Genomic DNA, 13,922 nt, shown 5'->3' with positions numbered 1-13,922 from the left:
TATATACTTAAAGGAGGAATAGTATGAAGGTATATATTACCTACCAGATCCCAGAAATTGCAGAAAGACTATTAAAGGAGCACTTTGAAGTTGAGGTAAATAGAGGAAGGCATTTAAGCAAGAAGGAACTTATAGAAAAAATAAAGGATGCAGATGGAGTATTATGTCTTTTAAATAATACTATCGATGCAGAAGTTATGGATAATGCTAAAAGGGTAAAGATTTTTGCAAACTATGCGGTGGGTTTTAATAACATAGATGTTCTAGAGGCTAAAAAGAGGGGAATTATCGTTACAAATACGCCGGATGTTTTGACAGATGCAACTGCTGACCTTGCCTTTTCCCTATTGCTTTCCGTTGCAAGGAGAATAGTTGAGGCGGATAAATTTACAAGGGAAGGTAAATTTACAGGGTGGGAACCTAATTTATTTTTAGGTTGTGATATAAAAGGTAAAACCTTAGGCATAATCGGTGCAGGAAGGATTGGTAAAGCCTTTGCTAAAAGAAGTATGGGATTTGACATGAAAATAATATACCATAACAGGAGAAGGGATTTAGAATTCGAAAGGGATTTTAACGCAGTTTATGTAGATAAAGAAACTTTAATAAAGGAATCTGATTTTATCTCACTCCATGCACCTTTAACAGATGAAACCTATCATATTATATCTGAAAAGGATTTTGATATGATGAAAGAAACTGCAATTCTTATAAACACTGCAAGGGGACCTCTTGTTGATGAAAAGGCCCTTGTAAAGGCGTTAAAGAATAGAAGAATATTTGGTGCAGGTCTTGATGTTTATGAATTTGAACCTCAAATTGAAGAGGAACTTAAAAGTATGGATAATGTAATAATTTTGCCTCATATAGGCAGTGCAACCATAAATACAAGAAATGAGATGGCTCGCCTTGCTGCAGAGAATATAATAAGGGTATTAAAGGGCCATAAGCCTTTAACACCCGTTGTATAGCTTACTTTTTGCGTTTTGCCAGAGATAAAATAGCACCTAGAGCTATCGATAAAAAGGATGCCATTAATACCCTGTATTCGGATGGTAGTAAAAAGGTTATTGTGTGGGCAGGAATCCAAAAGAATGGAATAGTTTTTAAAACTACAAAGCTGATAAAGGTATTCCAATCTATTTTTGATGTAACATCACTAAGTTTAACCCTTAATATTTTATTAACTTTACCTTCTCCAAGGTCTATAAAGGTATCTGTTATCCTATGAAAGGCCATAAAGGTTGGTGCAAAAATAAGGTTCATAAGTGCACTTGTATAAAATGCTGGCCAGAACCTTAAGCTGCTCTTAGGCAGTAAGCTTTTTTCTATGCAAGCACTAACTCCGGAAGAAAATAAATCAAAAACAAGGGCAAAGACCATTCCTAAAAAGCCCCAGATTATAAACCTATAAATTAATCCATAGGGTTTTTTGTAGTCCCCTGTTTGAAGTCTTATGGCTAAAAGTTCTCCCATTGTAGCAAGGATGGATACCTTTATAAATCCCATAATATAAGGGTGGGACTTTGTTAGAGTAACAAAGGCAATATGAGTTGGTTTGTAGATTAGAATAAAAATAACTAATAAAAGAGCGGTAATCCATAGAAAATCCTTTTTCTTCATCTTTATCCCCCTAAATTTATTGAAATTTTTTGTATTTTCCAATATTATATCATATGTGGGACAACTTTAACAATTTTTAAAGGTTAAGGGATAGTGTCAAGATATTGTAGGTTAATTTTTATAGACAACCCCTTAAATTAGCTAGTTTCAAGGCGTTTGTTAAATTTAAAAAACTTAAATTATATTTTCATATTTTATTGATTTTAATATCCTGTAAATTGGCGTTACTTTCCCTATGTTCAATATCGTTATATTATTCATAACTTCACGTGAAGATTTATTTATCTTTCTTATCGCTTCTTTTATTTTCTTCTTACTTACCTTGAAGGCTTTTTCATCTTCCTTAAACACACTTATTTCCCTTAAATTTCCTCCATTCTTGCTAAATACCCTTAGCTTTGCCATTATCTTTAATCCTTCCTTGCTCCATCCTAATGGCCTGCTGCTTAATCTCGCCGATAATACATGGCTTACATGCCCTTCTGCGCTGCATCCTATTACATCATCGTCATCTTTATATATTTCTATCCCTTCCCAGTTGTTTAATATATACCTTCTTACTTCTTTTATCCTTTCTTTTTCTGTATTAGTTTCTGCTTTACTTGCAAGCTCCTTAAATATTTCCCTTAAACCCTTCTTATCTCCTTCATTTATGGCTTTCCATATCTTTTCCCTATATTCTTCTCTCTTTGCTGTCCCTCTTATTATGTATTTGTTTAAATGATATCTGTCTAATACAAATTTCGCTTTTGGAATCCACTCTATCCCTTCCTTTATCCATCTTGCCCCATCCCCTGCTATATATATCTTTTCTATGCTCTCTATTTCATAATTCTCATACACATAATTCGCTACATCTATCCATATTTCTTCTGCTTCTACTCCTACGTATGCTTTGTAATATACATTTTTTAATTCATTCCTTCCATTCCTCTCTTGCCTTCCTTCATGAACATAGACAAGCCTTGGCATCTCCTTTTTGCCATTCTGCAGTGCAACATGATCTTCATCCGCTTCTATGTATAATACCCTTACCTTCCTTTTTTCTTTTACTTCTCTCTTTACCTCTACTTCCCCTACCTGCCTTATTGCATTAAATACCGTTTGCCTACTTAGCTTCTCTTTGCATGTTACCTTGCTACTTTCTTCGTAGGACATGTTGATTGCATTCTCTACAAGCCTTATCTTTACTTCTTTATCCACCTTCTCATGTTTCCTTATACCTATAACATCATCAAGTAAATATCTATATTCTCCGCTCTTTCTTGATTTGTAGTATGTTCTTGAATATTCTATTCCTCCTAGGAGCGTAATAATACTTTTCTTGTCTTTTCTTTCAACTATCCATTCCTTTTTTCTCTTATCATCTTCTTTAATCGCTTTATCTAATTCTTCTAAAAAGTCTTTTATTATATTCCTTCCAAGTTCATCAGTCGATTCTTTAACTACCTCAACAAGTTTTGTAAAATCCCATTCTTTTGACAGCATTTCTTCTACATTTTTTATTAATTTAGTAGTGAAATTTATTAAATGTTGTTGTATAATATCATGTTGTATAATATTATTCAAAAGAGACACCCCCTTATTGATTTGTGTTTTTTCCACTTTTTATTTTACCACAGGGGTTGTCTCTTTTAAATTTTTTGTCCTTTTTCGTCCTACAATAATTTTACACTATGACATCAATCCCCTTATTTGAAGGGGATTTTGTTTTTACAATAAGTTATTTTTTACATATTCTAATCTTTTTAATATTTTATCCTTTCCAAGAATGTCAATAATATTTACAAGCTCTGGGCCGTGCATTTGACCTGTGAGGGCAACTCTTACCGGCATAAATAGTGCCTTACCCTTTGCACCTGTTCTATTTTTTAGCTCTTTAAACACGTTTTGAGCAAAGTTTATGTCAATGCTTTCAGCTTCCTTTACCATGTTTTCAAATTCGTTTATAAGATTTGGAACATGTTCTTGCTTTAGAACTTCAAGGGTTTCATCGTTTTCCATCTTAACTTCATCACCAAAGAAAATGTTAACATGATTTACTATATCTCCAACAAAGGGCAATCCGTCTCTTACAGTTTCAACAACCTTTGTTATCCATTCTCTATTTTCCTTAGCAAAATCTTCTGTTATAAATCCTGCGTTTACAAGATGAGGAATAGCAAGGTCAACTATTCTTTCGATTGGGCTTTTTCTTATATATATACCATTTATATGATTTAGCTTATCTAAGTCGAATACAGCAGGATTTTTAACTACCCTATTTAAATCAAACTTTTCAATTAGCTCGTCTATTGTAAATATCTCCTCTTCTCCTTCTGGAGACCATCCAAGAAGGGCAAGATAGTTTACTATAGCTTCAGGCAGATATCCTGCATCCCTATATTGTTCAACCCATGTTGAGCCGTGGCGTTTGCTCATCTTTGTTCTGTCTTTCCCAAGAATTAATGAAACATGGGCAAACCTTGGAACATCAAAGCCTAGGGCCTTGTATATTAAAATTTGTCTTGGAGTATTTGAAAGGTGTTCCTCTCCTCTTATAACTGTAGTAATTTCCATAAGGTGGTCGTCTATAGTTACAGCAAAATTATATACAGGAATTCCATCTGACTTTACAATAATAAAATCCCCTATATCCTTTGAATGGAATTCTACTCTTCCCCTTACGATATCATCAACAACTATAAGCTCATCATCAGGAACTTTAAATCTTACAACTGGTTTCCTTCCCTCTTTTTCATAGGCCTCTTTTTGCTCAGGTGTTAAATGTCTGCACTTTCCTGAATATCGTGGCATTTCACCCTTTTTTAGAGCCTCTTCCCTTTCCCTTTCAAGTTCTTCTTCGCTGCAGTAGCAAAGGTATGCCTTTCCTTCGTCTAATAATTTTTGAACATATGGATTATATATTCCTACCCTTTCAGTTGAACGATATGGTCCGTGTTCTCCACCAACTTCTATACCTTCATCCCAGTTTATTCCGAGCCATCTTAAGCCTTCGATGATTACCCTTTCTGACTCTACTGTTGAACGATTAAGGTCTGTATCCTCTATTCGAACAATGAATTTTCCACCTGTATGTCTTGCATAAAGAAAATTAAAAAGTGCTGTCCTTGCGCCGCCAATATGCAAATGCCCTGTTGGACTTGGGGCAAATCTTACTCTCTCCATCAAAACACCTCCAAAAATATTAGGTTCCTTATTAATTTTACTTATATTTCCGATATTTTTCAACATAAATATATGGCTGTTCAAGAAATATCTCGAACAGCCATTAATATCACTTAGGCATATCTTTTGGATTAGGTACCTTTACTACAAAAAACTCTAAAACTTCATCATGAAAATTATTAACATTCATCTTTATATTAAATGGGATATTTAAGATGGTTCCTTTTTCGTAAATATGAGGTTCCTGATCATTTAACTTTATTGTCATTTTACCCTTTGTAATTACCATATAAACATTTGAATTTGAAAAATGTTCAGGAAGTCCAGTATCTTTAGTTAAAATCATGTGATTAATAACCAAATTATCATCATCTACAATTTTTTCAATGAGCTTTTCATCTAAAGCTTTAAATTCATAAATTTTTTCTATCATTCGTAATCACCCCTATACATATTTTATTGCATCTTTCTTACATGCTTTTATGCAAGCTGTGCATTCAAGACAATATTCTTTTAGTATCTTAGGAAATTCATTTTTATTTTCCATTTTAATTGCATCAGCCGGGCAAGCAGATTTGCATGCTCCACATTTTATACATTTTTCGTCCTTTACATTCAAATAATGTTTAGAAAATTTTCCTGGGACATTCAAGATAATTCCAAATGGGCAAAGATATTTATGCCATAATGAAGGCTCATAAATAAACGATATTAAAATAGCTAAAATAATCAATATTAGTAAAATAGGAATACTTTTGTAAAATTTATTATTCAATATGAAAGCCAAAACAAAAATAGTTAGTATGCTTAACCTAATAAAATTACTTTTAACAAAATCTGGAATAACTTTCCTTTTTATTTTAAGTTTTTTATATATCCAGTCATTCACTTCCATTAAGGTATTTATTGGACAAATCCATCCACAATAAAAGCGTCCAAAAATAAAGGCTGATATTGCACTGAGTAAAAATATTAACATCCATAGTTGAATCTTTTTTTTATAAATCAATAATGCAAATACTAGTAAAAATGCTAATTGAATAATTTTTCTAAACCTAATCAAAATTAACCACCTCCCCCACTTAATTTTTACTTGGAAATCTATACAATTAAAATTATAATATTATAATAAAAAACAGTCGGTAACTTATGTTACCAACATTTAAGGTGGTTTTATGAACAACATAGTGAATAATATCAAAATTTCAAAACTATTTAACAATATTAATGCAGAAGACATTAATGACATTCTTAAAAATATAAACTATAATATTCGTTCTTATAAAAAAAATCAAATTGTAGCATTTGAAGGGGATTTATGTTCAGGCGTTGGTATAATAATAAATGGTTGCCTTTTAGTAAAAAAAATATTACCATCTGGAAATGAAGTTACTATTACACATTTGATTCAAGGAGACATATTTGGAGAAGCTCTTATTTTTTCTGATAAACACACTTTCCCCTCAACAATCATTGCAACAAAAGATTCAGAAATACTATTTATATCCCGCGAATCAATTATAGATATCTGCAAAATTAACTTAATATTTTTAACAAATTTTATGAAACTACTCTCAAATAAGCTATTTTTATTGGATAATAAGATAAATTATCTTTCATATAAAACAATCAGAGAAAAAATAGCAAATTACATTTATAATGAATATAAAAGGCAAAATAATTTAAAAATTATATTGCCATGCACAAGAAAAGAGATGGCCGAAATGTTTGGTATACCAAGGCCATCTCTATCAAGAGAAATGATTAAGATGAAAAAAGAAGGTATCATTAATTTCAATAAAAATATAGTTGAAATTCTAAACTTAAACAAACTAAAAAGTTTTATAACGCTTTAAAAATCTATTTTATTATCCACTTTATAAACTCTGGAAATCTTTTTGCCCAATATTTTTCGCTATGGGTTGCACCTTCGTCGATTACTAGCTTTACATTTTCCTTCGGAAGTTTTCTAAGAAGTTCTTCATTAACATTTAAAGTTCCTTTAACGTAAATATTGGGGAACTCCTTAACCTTTTCATCGCTTGTTTCATTTGTTCCAATGTCTAAATAAAACTTCATATCATTTCTTATTTCATTTTCCCTTATAAACCTTAATAAATCCTCCTCAGAAAACCAAACTGCCGTTGAAAAGGCTCCAACCTTTGAAAATACGTCCTGATATTTTACTCCTGCATAAAGGGATATAAATCCCCCCATGGAACTTCCTGCAATTATAGTATTTTCCCTTTCCTTTAAAGTTCTAAACTCGCTATCTATTATAGGTTTTAAAGTATGAACTATGAAATCTATATACTGGCTTCCTTCTCCACCAACAGAGGGAATATCTACCCTTGATAAAAGTTTTGGAACTTCATAATTTGCCCAAGGAGAATATTCATCTAATCTCTTGTGTCCCTCTTTGTTGCAGTCAATTCCAACAACAATCATTCCATCCGTGTATCCTTCCCTTTGAAGTCTATCAAGGGTGATATCTACCTCCCAAGAATACCCTGAATACTCACTTTTATCAAACAAATTTTGTCCATCATGCATATAAAGAACAGGATATCTTTTTTGGGCTTTGAAATAATCTAAAGGAAGAAAAATCCTTATAGTTCTTTTCCTGTTTAGTTGAGGTATAAAAATTTCCCTAATAATTTTTCTCTCCATGCTAACACCTTCCATCTATTATTGACTTCAATACATCCAGATGTTAAAATACCCCTATATGGTATTTGGGTGGTGATTAAAATGTCAAAGAAAAAATTGAAAAACTCACAATATATATCCCTTGGAATTATGTTTTTCTTAATGTGTGGTCTTAAAATGTGGATTGCTATATTTTTATATTTTATCTTCGGTATAACATTAACTATAATAACAAAAAAAAGAACATACTGTGCAAATTTTTGCCCAATAGGCATCCTTTCGGATGCATTTTCTTCTAAGGAAAATAAAAAATTTCTTAAGGTTCCAAAATCCATTCAGTATTTAACTTTTATCGTCTTTTTCCTTTATATCTTCTTAATCCTATACTATAATTGGGGAAATACTTTTTTTCTTTGGGCAGAGCTATTTAAGTTTATCCTTTTTATCGTATTTATCGCATTGACTTTACAAATATTTTATAAAAACAGAACCTGGTGCACTACCTTATGCCCCATGGGAAAAATATACAAAGGAATAATAAAGTATAAGATATAGCCTAAAGAGGCTATATCCTTTTTATATCTAAAAATACTTAATGATAAAATAGATTTGAAGAATAATTATCATAGATATGCCAACAGTAAATTTAATATGCTTTGTCTTGTGGTGAAACAAAAGCATACCTAAAAATATCCCAACGCTTCCGCCTAATAAAGCAAGCGAAAGTAAACTCCTTTCAGAAATTCTAAATTTATGCCTTTTAGCCCTTTGCTTGTCCATAAACATTGCTAATAGGGATAAGATATTAATTAATAATAAATAAGATTTTATTAAATCCATACAACCTCCTAAAAATCTCTCATAACCCTTTTTATTTCCTCTACAAATAGGTCTATATCTTCCTTTGTTGTTTCAAAGGATGTCATCCATCTAACTTCATCTTTTTCTTCATCCCATATGTAGAAGAAATATTTTTCTTGCAGTTTTTCTATAGCCTTTCTTGGCATAATTGCAAATACAGCGTTTGCCTCCACCCTTTGAGTTATTTTTATTCCATCTATCTCTTTAACCTTTTCCTCAAGGTATTTTGCCATTTCATTTGCATGCTTTGCATTTTTTAACCATAAATCATTAGTTAAAAGGGCTTCAAACTGTGCTGAAATATACCTCATCTTTGAATGTAGCTGCGTTCCTTGTTTTCTTACGAATTTAAAATCCTTTGAAAGCTCTCTATTAAAAAACACCACTGCCTCTCCAAACATCATTCCGTTTTTTGTCCCGCCAAAGGATAAAACATCAACTCCCGCATCCTTTGTTATTTCCCTAAGGCTTTTGTTTAACGATGCCGCAGCATTTGCTATTCTTGCCCCATCCATGTGGACATACATATCGTTTTCATGAGCAAATTTTGTAATTTCTTTAATCTCTTCAACAGTATAAACTGTTCCAACTTCAGTAGATTGAGTTATAGAAATAACCTTGGGTTGTGAATGATGTTCTACTCCTTTTGCATGTAAAAGTTTTTTGATATCATCGATTCTTATTTTCCCATCAGAACTTGGAACCGTAATTATCTTACAACCGGAACTTTTTTCTACCGCACCACATTCATCAACATTTATGTGAGACATCGGTGATGCTATTATTGCATTAAAGGGCTTTGTTATTGCCGTTAATGCTAAAACATTAGCCCCAGTTCCGTTGTAGACAAAATATACATCAATATCCTTCCCAAATATTTCTTTAAACTTTTCTATTGCCCTTTGAGTATAAACGTCATCTCCGTAGGATATGACATCCCCATCATTTGACCTTATTATTGCCTCTAAAATTTCAGGATGAACCCTAGCGTTATTGTCGCTTGCAAAACTTCTCATAAAATCCCCCCTTAAATTAATAACCAGTGGTTTCCTTCTTTAAAGTTTTCGATTACATCGTGGGCCATCGTTAGTTTTTCCTTTGGATAAGTTGTTGCAACTCCAAAAACCTTCATTCCAGCTCTAACTCCTGCTTCAATGCCTGCAAGGGAATCTTCAAAAACAATGCAATCTTTAGGTTCTACCCTTAAAAGTTCAGCTGCCTTTAAAAATATTTCCGGGTCTGGTTTACCCCTTTTGATCATCCCCGCATGGGCTATTGCATCTATATATTTTCTTATATCTAACCCGTCTAAAATAAAATCTATATTTTGAATTGGAGCTGAAGATGCAACCGCAACCTTTATCCCCTTATTCTTTAAAAACTTTAGATATTCTGTAAGACCATCAACCTCCTTTATATAATCCTTATAAACCTCCCTGTAAACCCTTTCCTTTTCTTCACCAAGTGTCAATACTTCATCATCCTTAAGTTCCCTTTTAAAAATTTCTGCAAAAATCTCTTTGTTGGTTCTTCCAAAGTTTTTAATTATATCATTATCCTTTAATTCCACCCCATATTTTTTAGCAAATTCCTTCCATGCTATACAATGATATTCATAGTTATCGATTAAAACCCCATCCATATCAAAAATTACAGCCTTTACCATTTATAATCTCCCTTCTATTCAAAATTTTTTATATAAAATATTGCAAGTTGAGTTCTATCACGCAAATTTAATTTATCTAATAATGAAGTAATATAATTCCTAACCGTTCCTTCACTAAGGAAAAGCTTTATTGCGATCTCTTTATTTGAAAGACCTTCGCCAATACATTGTAAAATTTGAAATTCCTTTTCGGTTATACCATAGTCTTCATAGCTTTTTTTCTTAGGTTTTATTTGAGTCAAAACTTTGGCAACTTCCTTTTCAAAGACCACATTTCCCTTAAAAACTGCCCTAATACTCTCTATTATGCTATCGGTGGATTGGCTCTTCAATAAATACCCTTCAGCTCCATATTTTAAAGCCTGATAAACATACTCATCATCCATAAATGTTGTTAAAATTAATATCTTTATATTTTTATTTAACCCTTTAATCATTTTCGTTCCTAAAACTCCATCGCAAACTGGCATTCTAATATCCATAAGTATGACATCAACATCATTGTTTTTACAAAACTCAAAGGCCTCTTGTCCATTTTTAACACATCCAACAACTTCAATGTCTTCCTCTAAGCCCAAAATAATCTTTAAACTATCCCTTATAAGGGCATCATCATCAACTATCAAGATCTTCAATCCACTCACCTCAATCATTTAAAGGAATAACGCAAACCATCAAAAATCCATTCATTCCATCTATAGATACATTTCCCCCCATGTTTTCTACTAAATCTCTTAAAGTTTTTATTCCCATGCCTTCTTTTATGTTTTGACAACCTATTCCGTCATCCTTTATGTAAATTCTTAAAATCCTATTTAAAACTTCTATTTTTATTTCTATATTATTAGCCTTAGAATATTTAGTAGCATTGGTTAGTGCTTCCCTCACTATAGTAATCAATACTTCATAGTGATAGGTATCTAATCTGTTAAAATCTCCTATTAACTTATAATCAACTTTGCAGAAATTAAATTTTTCCATTAAATTCTTTAAATCTTCAATTCCTATATTTTTAGAAGCCTTCATATTATGAACGGTTTCCCTAATAGTATTTAATGTATTTGATAGCTCCATAATTGAATTATCAAGCATAATAATTGCCTTATTAATGTCCTTATTAACCAACTTTCTCATAGCCCGGAGCTGGAAAAGTATTCCTGCAATGGAATGACCTAATTTGTCGTGTAACTGCCTTGCTATTCTGTCCCTTTCCTTAAGTTCTGACATTTCCTTAACTTCTCTTATACTTTTTATCAATTGCGCCTTTGTTCTCTCAAGCTCTAATCTTAATCTTCTCTCTTCATCAAAGCTTTTTTTGTATCTTTCTTCCCTTTTATTTCTATCTTTAATAACAAAAGCAAAATAAATAAAAAGGGCAATTATAGTTAAATATTCTAATTGAATTTCTCTAAAAAGAAAAATTACGTTAAAAAAAGTTACAGGCACCAAAAATATATAAAACTCCAATAATATAATATCATAAACAATATAAGAATATAAAACAAAGAAATATGAATATTTTCTCGTCAATAATAAAATAACAAAAAATTCAAAAACAAGGAGAAGTCTTAAATTTCTATACTTCTCCCTGTATATATTAGAGGAAATTAAAACGAGTAAAGATGAAATTATAGTAAAATTGACGTCATTTAAAATTATAGATTTAACTCCTATATAAAGGAATAAAATAGTTTTAAAAATCCCCACCATACAACCCCTCTTATTCCAACAATTCTTTCTTTCTCCAAGAGCTTAAAAGCAAAAATACTATTGTAAAAAGTAAAATCACAAAAATATTTGACAAAACATCCTTTAAACTTCCTCCTAAAATAAGCTTTTCAGAAGCATCCATTATCCATGATGTTGGAACAAACTTTGATATCTTTTGCATAAAGCTTGGCATTATATCTTTAGGCCAAAAACATCCTCCTAGCATACATATAGGGACTGTTATTAACGGTGACAATGCAGATGCCTGAAGCCTATTTTTAGCAAAAGCAGCTACAGCCGTCCCCAACGAAACACACATTATAGAAAAGATTAAAAAAAGAAAATATACATTTAACGGAGATGGTCCAAAGTCAGCTTTGAATATTAAAAGCATCACAGAAAATATAATCATAAGTTGAAATATTAAAACTATAAAAAAGCTTAGAATATTTTGAAGAGAATAGTAAAAAGGCTTAACAGGAGCAGATAATATTCTACTTAATATCTTTAAATTTTTGTCTTCTAATATTAGCTCCGTTGATGACTGGGACAGATATAACATGCTCATTATAAATAAACCTAAAGATGCCAACGTGTTATTTTTTCTATCCTTATTTTTTTCAGTCGAAACATATTTTATCTGTAAGTTACCCTTCAAATAATTGTCTAATTTTGCATAAAACTTTTCATAATTCCCATCGGAATCTTTCGCCAAATTATTTGCTGAGTTTAAAAAATTGTTAAGATAAAACTTTACTGGCAGGGAAATATTCGTTTCTTTTATGCTAAAAGATTTGATAATTATTTCTTTCCCCTTTATAAGACTTTCTGTAGTGCCCTTTGGAATAATGATAGCATACTCTACCTTATTTTTAAACAACAAACTTTTTATTTCATCTTCTTTTACATATTTTATATTTGCCTTATTATTCAGGTTGTCAACTAAAATGCTCGTAAATTTTGTATTATCGTAATCTACAACCCCAACAGTTATTTTTTCTTCGCTGTAGGTTGCAATAATCATTGTGATGGAAACAAGTATAAGGGGCAGGACTATCATGAAGAAAATGTTCTTTTTGTCAATTAAAATTCTTTTTAAATTATTAATCAGTATACTCATTAATCCTCACCCTTCCTATTAAAAAGGCTAAAATAAAACTAATTATCGTCAAGAAAAGAATAATTAAGATATATCTTGCAAAATCACCACCATAGATTAAATTAAACAAAGCATTATGAGCATAATAATTAGGGGATAAAAACTGAAGCCTTTCAAACCATTTTGGAGCGCCTTCTGTTTTTATATATCCGCCACTTACGCTTGTTCCAAATAACACTAAAAAATTCAAAACAAAAGATGACTTATTTTCGTCTTTGATAAATAATCCCGTTAAAATTCCCAATGATATTGTAAATATCATAAACAAAGCTGATATTAATATAATTAGCAAAATATTATTACCCCAGTTTGCTCCATATACATATTTAGAGAAAAACACTATAATCAATATATCTATAAATAAAGTAAAAATCATCCCCAGTGTTTTACCCAAAAAATTATATATATTGTTAATTGGCAGAGATTTCATTCTAATATTTGTCCTGTTGATTTTATCCTCTAACAGTATATAATTTCCATATAGTGTTCCATACATCAGCACCATAACAAGCATAGTAACTGAATAATAATCTATTGCCCTTGGGATTTTGCCTTCGATGCTCAGTGGACTTTCAACCAATAGCTGTTGATAACTATATTGGGCAGGCCTTTTTTCTAAAGCCCTTTGGGTATTAAAGCCATTCGTAAAGCTTTCTACTATCCCTTCAATAACTTTATTTTCATATTCTTTATTCTTATTAGTCATAACCTCTATTTGTGTTTTTTTATTAGAGAGCAATTCTTCCGTAAAACCATTTTTAATATAAATAAACCCTGATACTTTTCCATTTTCTAAAAGCTCTTTTCCTTCATTATAGGAAGATACCTTAGTAACATTTATAAATTTTTTAATCTCATCCATTTTCAAAAAGTTGTCAAAAGCCTTCCCAAAATCCCTTTTATCTTCATTAAGATAAGAAACGTTGACAGGTTTAAGCTCTTTAGGAGAATAAAAAGAGTTAAGTGCCGCTCCTAGTATTGCTATTATAACAATAGGTAAAACAGTCATAAGAGCAAGGGTTTGTATATCTCTTAATCGTCTTAAAAAAGTGTAATAGGCAATGATTAACATTTTCATAGGACTCA

At 31.3% G+C, this 13,922-nt stretch carries 17 protein-coding genes; 3 read left to right on the top strand and 14 right to left on the bottom strand.

Translation table 11 applies throughout. The features are described from left to right. Positions 1 to 23 precede the first annotated feature (23 nt). Positions 24 to 971, top strand: a complete 948-nt coding sequence (locus tag Q3V94_RS10700; protein ID WP_303527569.1) for a D-glycerate dehydrogenase — start codon at positions 24 to 26, stop codon at positions 969 to 971. A gap of 1 nt (position 972) precedes the next feature. On the opposite strand, the gene Q3V94_RS10695 is transcribed toward Q3V94_RS10700, so the two are convergent. From Q3V94_RS10695 to Q3V94_RS10675, 5 genes are all read right to left on the bottom strand, one after another. Continuing rightward, on the bottom strand, positions 973 to 1,623 hold the full coding sequence (locus Q3V94_RS10695; RefSeq protein ID WP_303527568.1) for an Mpv17/PMP22 family protein: 651 nt from the start codon (positions 1,621 to 1,623) through the stop codon (positions 973 to 975). Positions 1,624 to 1,797: 174 nt separating this feature from the next. After that, entirely contained in the window at positions 1,798 to 3,213 is a 1,416-nt protein-coding gene (locus Q3V94_RS10690; RefSeq protein WP_202801031.1) for an ISLre2 family transposase, read from the bottom strand. Positions 3,214 to 3,336: 123 nt separating this feature from the next. Continuing rightward, positions 3,337 to 4,791 carry a glutamate--tRNA ligase gene (gene gltX, locus Q3V94_RS10685; protein WP_303527566.1) on the bottom strand — a complete coding sequence of 485 codons (1,455 nt, stop codon included), beginning with the start codon at positions 4,789 to 4,791 and terminating at the stop codon, positions 3,337 to 3,339. A 109-nt stretch (positions 4,792 to 4,900) separates the two neighbouring features. Further along, on the bottom strand, positions 4,901 to 5,224 hold the full coding sequence (locus Q3V94_RS10680) for a cupin domain-containing protein (protein ID WP_303527564.1): 324 nt from the start codon (positions 5,222 to 5,224) through the stop codon (positions 4,901 to 4,903). A 12-nt stretch (positions 5,225 to 5,236) separates the two neighbouring features. Then, entirely contained in the window at positions 5,237 to 5,854 is a 618-nt protein-coding gene (locus Q3V94_RS10675; RefSeq protein ID WP_303527561.1) for a 4Fe-4S binding protein, read from the bottom strand. A 112-nt stretch (positions 5,855 to 5,966) separates the two neighbouring features. On the opposite strand from Q3V94_RS10675, the gene Q3V94_RS10670 reads away from it, so the two are divergent. After that, positions 5,967 to 6,647 (top strand): Crp/Fnr family transcriptional regulator, encoded by a 681-nt coding sequence (locus Q3V94_RS10670; protein ID WP_303527558.1) that lies wholly within the window; start codon positions 5,967 to 5,969, stop codon positions 6,645 to 6,647. Positions 6,648 to 6,651: 4 nt separating this feature from the next. Here the strand turns inward: Q3V94_RS10670 and Q3V94_RS10665 are convergent, their stop codons facing one another. Beyond that, positions 6,652 to 7,461 carry an alpha/beta hydrolase gene (locus Q3V94_RS10665; RefSeq protein WP_303527555.1) on the bottom strand — a complete coding sequence of 270 codons (810 nt, stop codon included), beginning with the start codon at positions 7,459 to 7,461 and terminating at the stop codon, positions 6,652 to 6,654. Beyond that, positions 7,419 to 7,775, bottom strand: coding sequence for a hypothetical protein (locus Q3V94_RS10660; protein WP_303527552.1), 357 nt, complete (start codon positions 7,773 to 7,775; stop codon positions 7,419 to 7,421). Before Q3V94_RS10660 ends, Q3V94_RS10665 begins: the two co-directional genes overlap by 43 nt. Between Q3V94_RS10660 and Q3V94_RS13695 the strand changes: the two genes are divergently transcribed. Further along, positions 7,666 to 7,995: a 4Fe-4S binding protein gene (locus Q3V94_RS13695; protein WP_368506516.1), complete on the top strand. Its 330-nt coding sequence runs from the start codon at positions 7,666 to 7,668 to the stop codon at positions 7,993 to 7,995. The two genes, Q3V94_RS10660 and Q3V94_RS13695, sit on opposite strands and share 110 nt — an antisense overlap. Before the next feature lie 27 nt (positions 7,996 to 8,022). Here Q3V94_RS13695 and Q3V94_RS10655 read toward each other — a convergent pair whose 3' ends face one another. The 7 genes from Q3V94_RS10655 to Q3V94_RS10625 are packed head-to-tail and all read right to left on the bottom strand — an operon-like array spanning position 8,023 to position 13,914. After that, positions 8,023 to 8,280 carry a DUF1294 domain-containing protein gene (locus Q3V94_RS10655; RefSeq protein ID WP_303527551.1) on the bottom strand — a complete coding sequence of 86 codons (258 nt, stop codon included), beginning with the start codon at positions 8,278 to 8,280 and terminating at the stop codon, positions 8,023 to 8,025. Between the two features lie 8 nt (positions 8,281 to 8,288). Beyond that, a complete protein-coding gene (locus Q3V94_RS10650) occupies positions 8,289 to 9,317 on the bottom strand; it encodes a low specificity L-threonine aldolase (protein ID WP_303527548.1) in 1,029 nt (342 codons plus the stop codon). A gap of 11 nt (positions 9,318 to 9,328) precedes the next feature. Further along, entirely contained in the window at positions 9,329 to 9,967 is a 639-nt protein-coding gene (locus tag Q3V94_RS10645; protein ID WP_303527545.1) for an HAD family phosphatase, read from the bottom strand. A gap of 14 nt (positions 9,968 to 9,981) precedes the next feature. Beyond that, on the bottom strand, positions 9,982 to 10,602 hold the full coding sequence (locus tag Q3V94_RS10640; RefSeq protein WP_303527543.1) for a response regulator transcription factor: 621 nt from the start codon (positions 10,600 to 10,602) through the stop codon (positions 9,982 to 9,984). A gap of 10 nt (positions 10,603 to 10,612) precedes the next feature. Further along, positions 10,613 to 11,677 (bottom strand): sensor histidine kinase, encoded by a 1,065-nt coding sequence (locus Q3V94_RS10635; RefSeq protein WP_303527542.1) that lies wholly within the window; start codon positions 11,675 to 11,677, stop codon positions 10,613 to 10,615. A 10-nt stretch (positions 11,678 to 11,687) separates the two neighbouring features. After that, positions 11,688 to 12,797 (bottom strand): ABC transporter permease, encoded by a 1,110-nt coding sequence (locus Q3V94_RS10630; RefSeq protein ID WP_303527541.1) that lies wholly within the window; start codon positions 12,795 to 12,797, stop codon positions 11,688 to 11,690. After that, positions 12,781 to 13,914 carry an ABC transporter permease gene (locus Q3V94_RS10625; protein ID WP_303527540.1) on the bottom strand — a complete coding sequence of 378 codons (1,134 nt, stop codon included), beginning with the start codon at positions 13,912 to 13,914 and terminating at the stop codon, positions 12,781 to 12,783. Before Q3V94_RS10625 ends, Q3V94_RS10630 begins: the two co-directional genes overlap by 17 nt. Positions 13,915 to 13,922: the final 8 nt, after the last annotated feature.

The sequence above is a fragment of the Caloramator sp. CAR-1 genome, assembly GCF_030546345.1.
Classification (GTDB): Bacteria; Bacillota; Clostridia; order Clostridiales; family Caloramatoraceae; genus Caloramator; species Caloramator australicus.
Note: the sequence above shows the minus strand (reverse complement) of the source record. Positions and strands in the feature narration are given on the sequence as shown.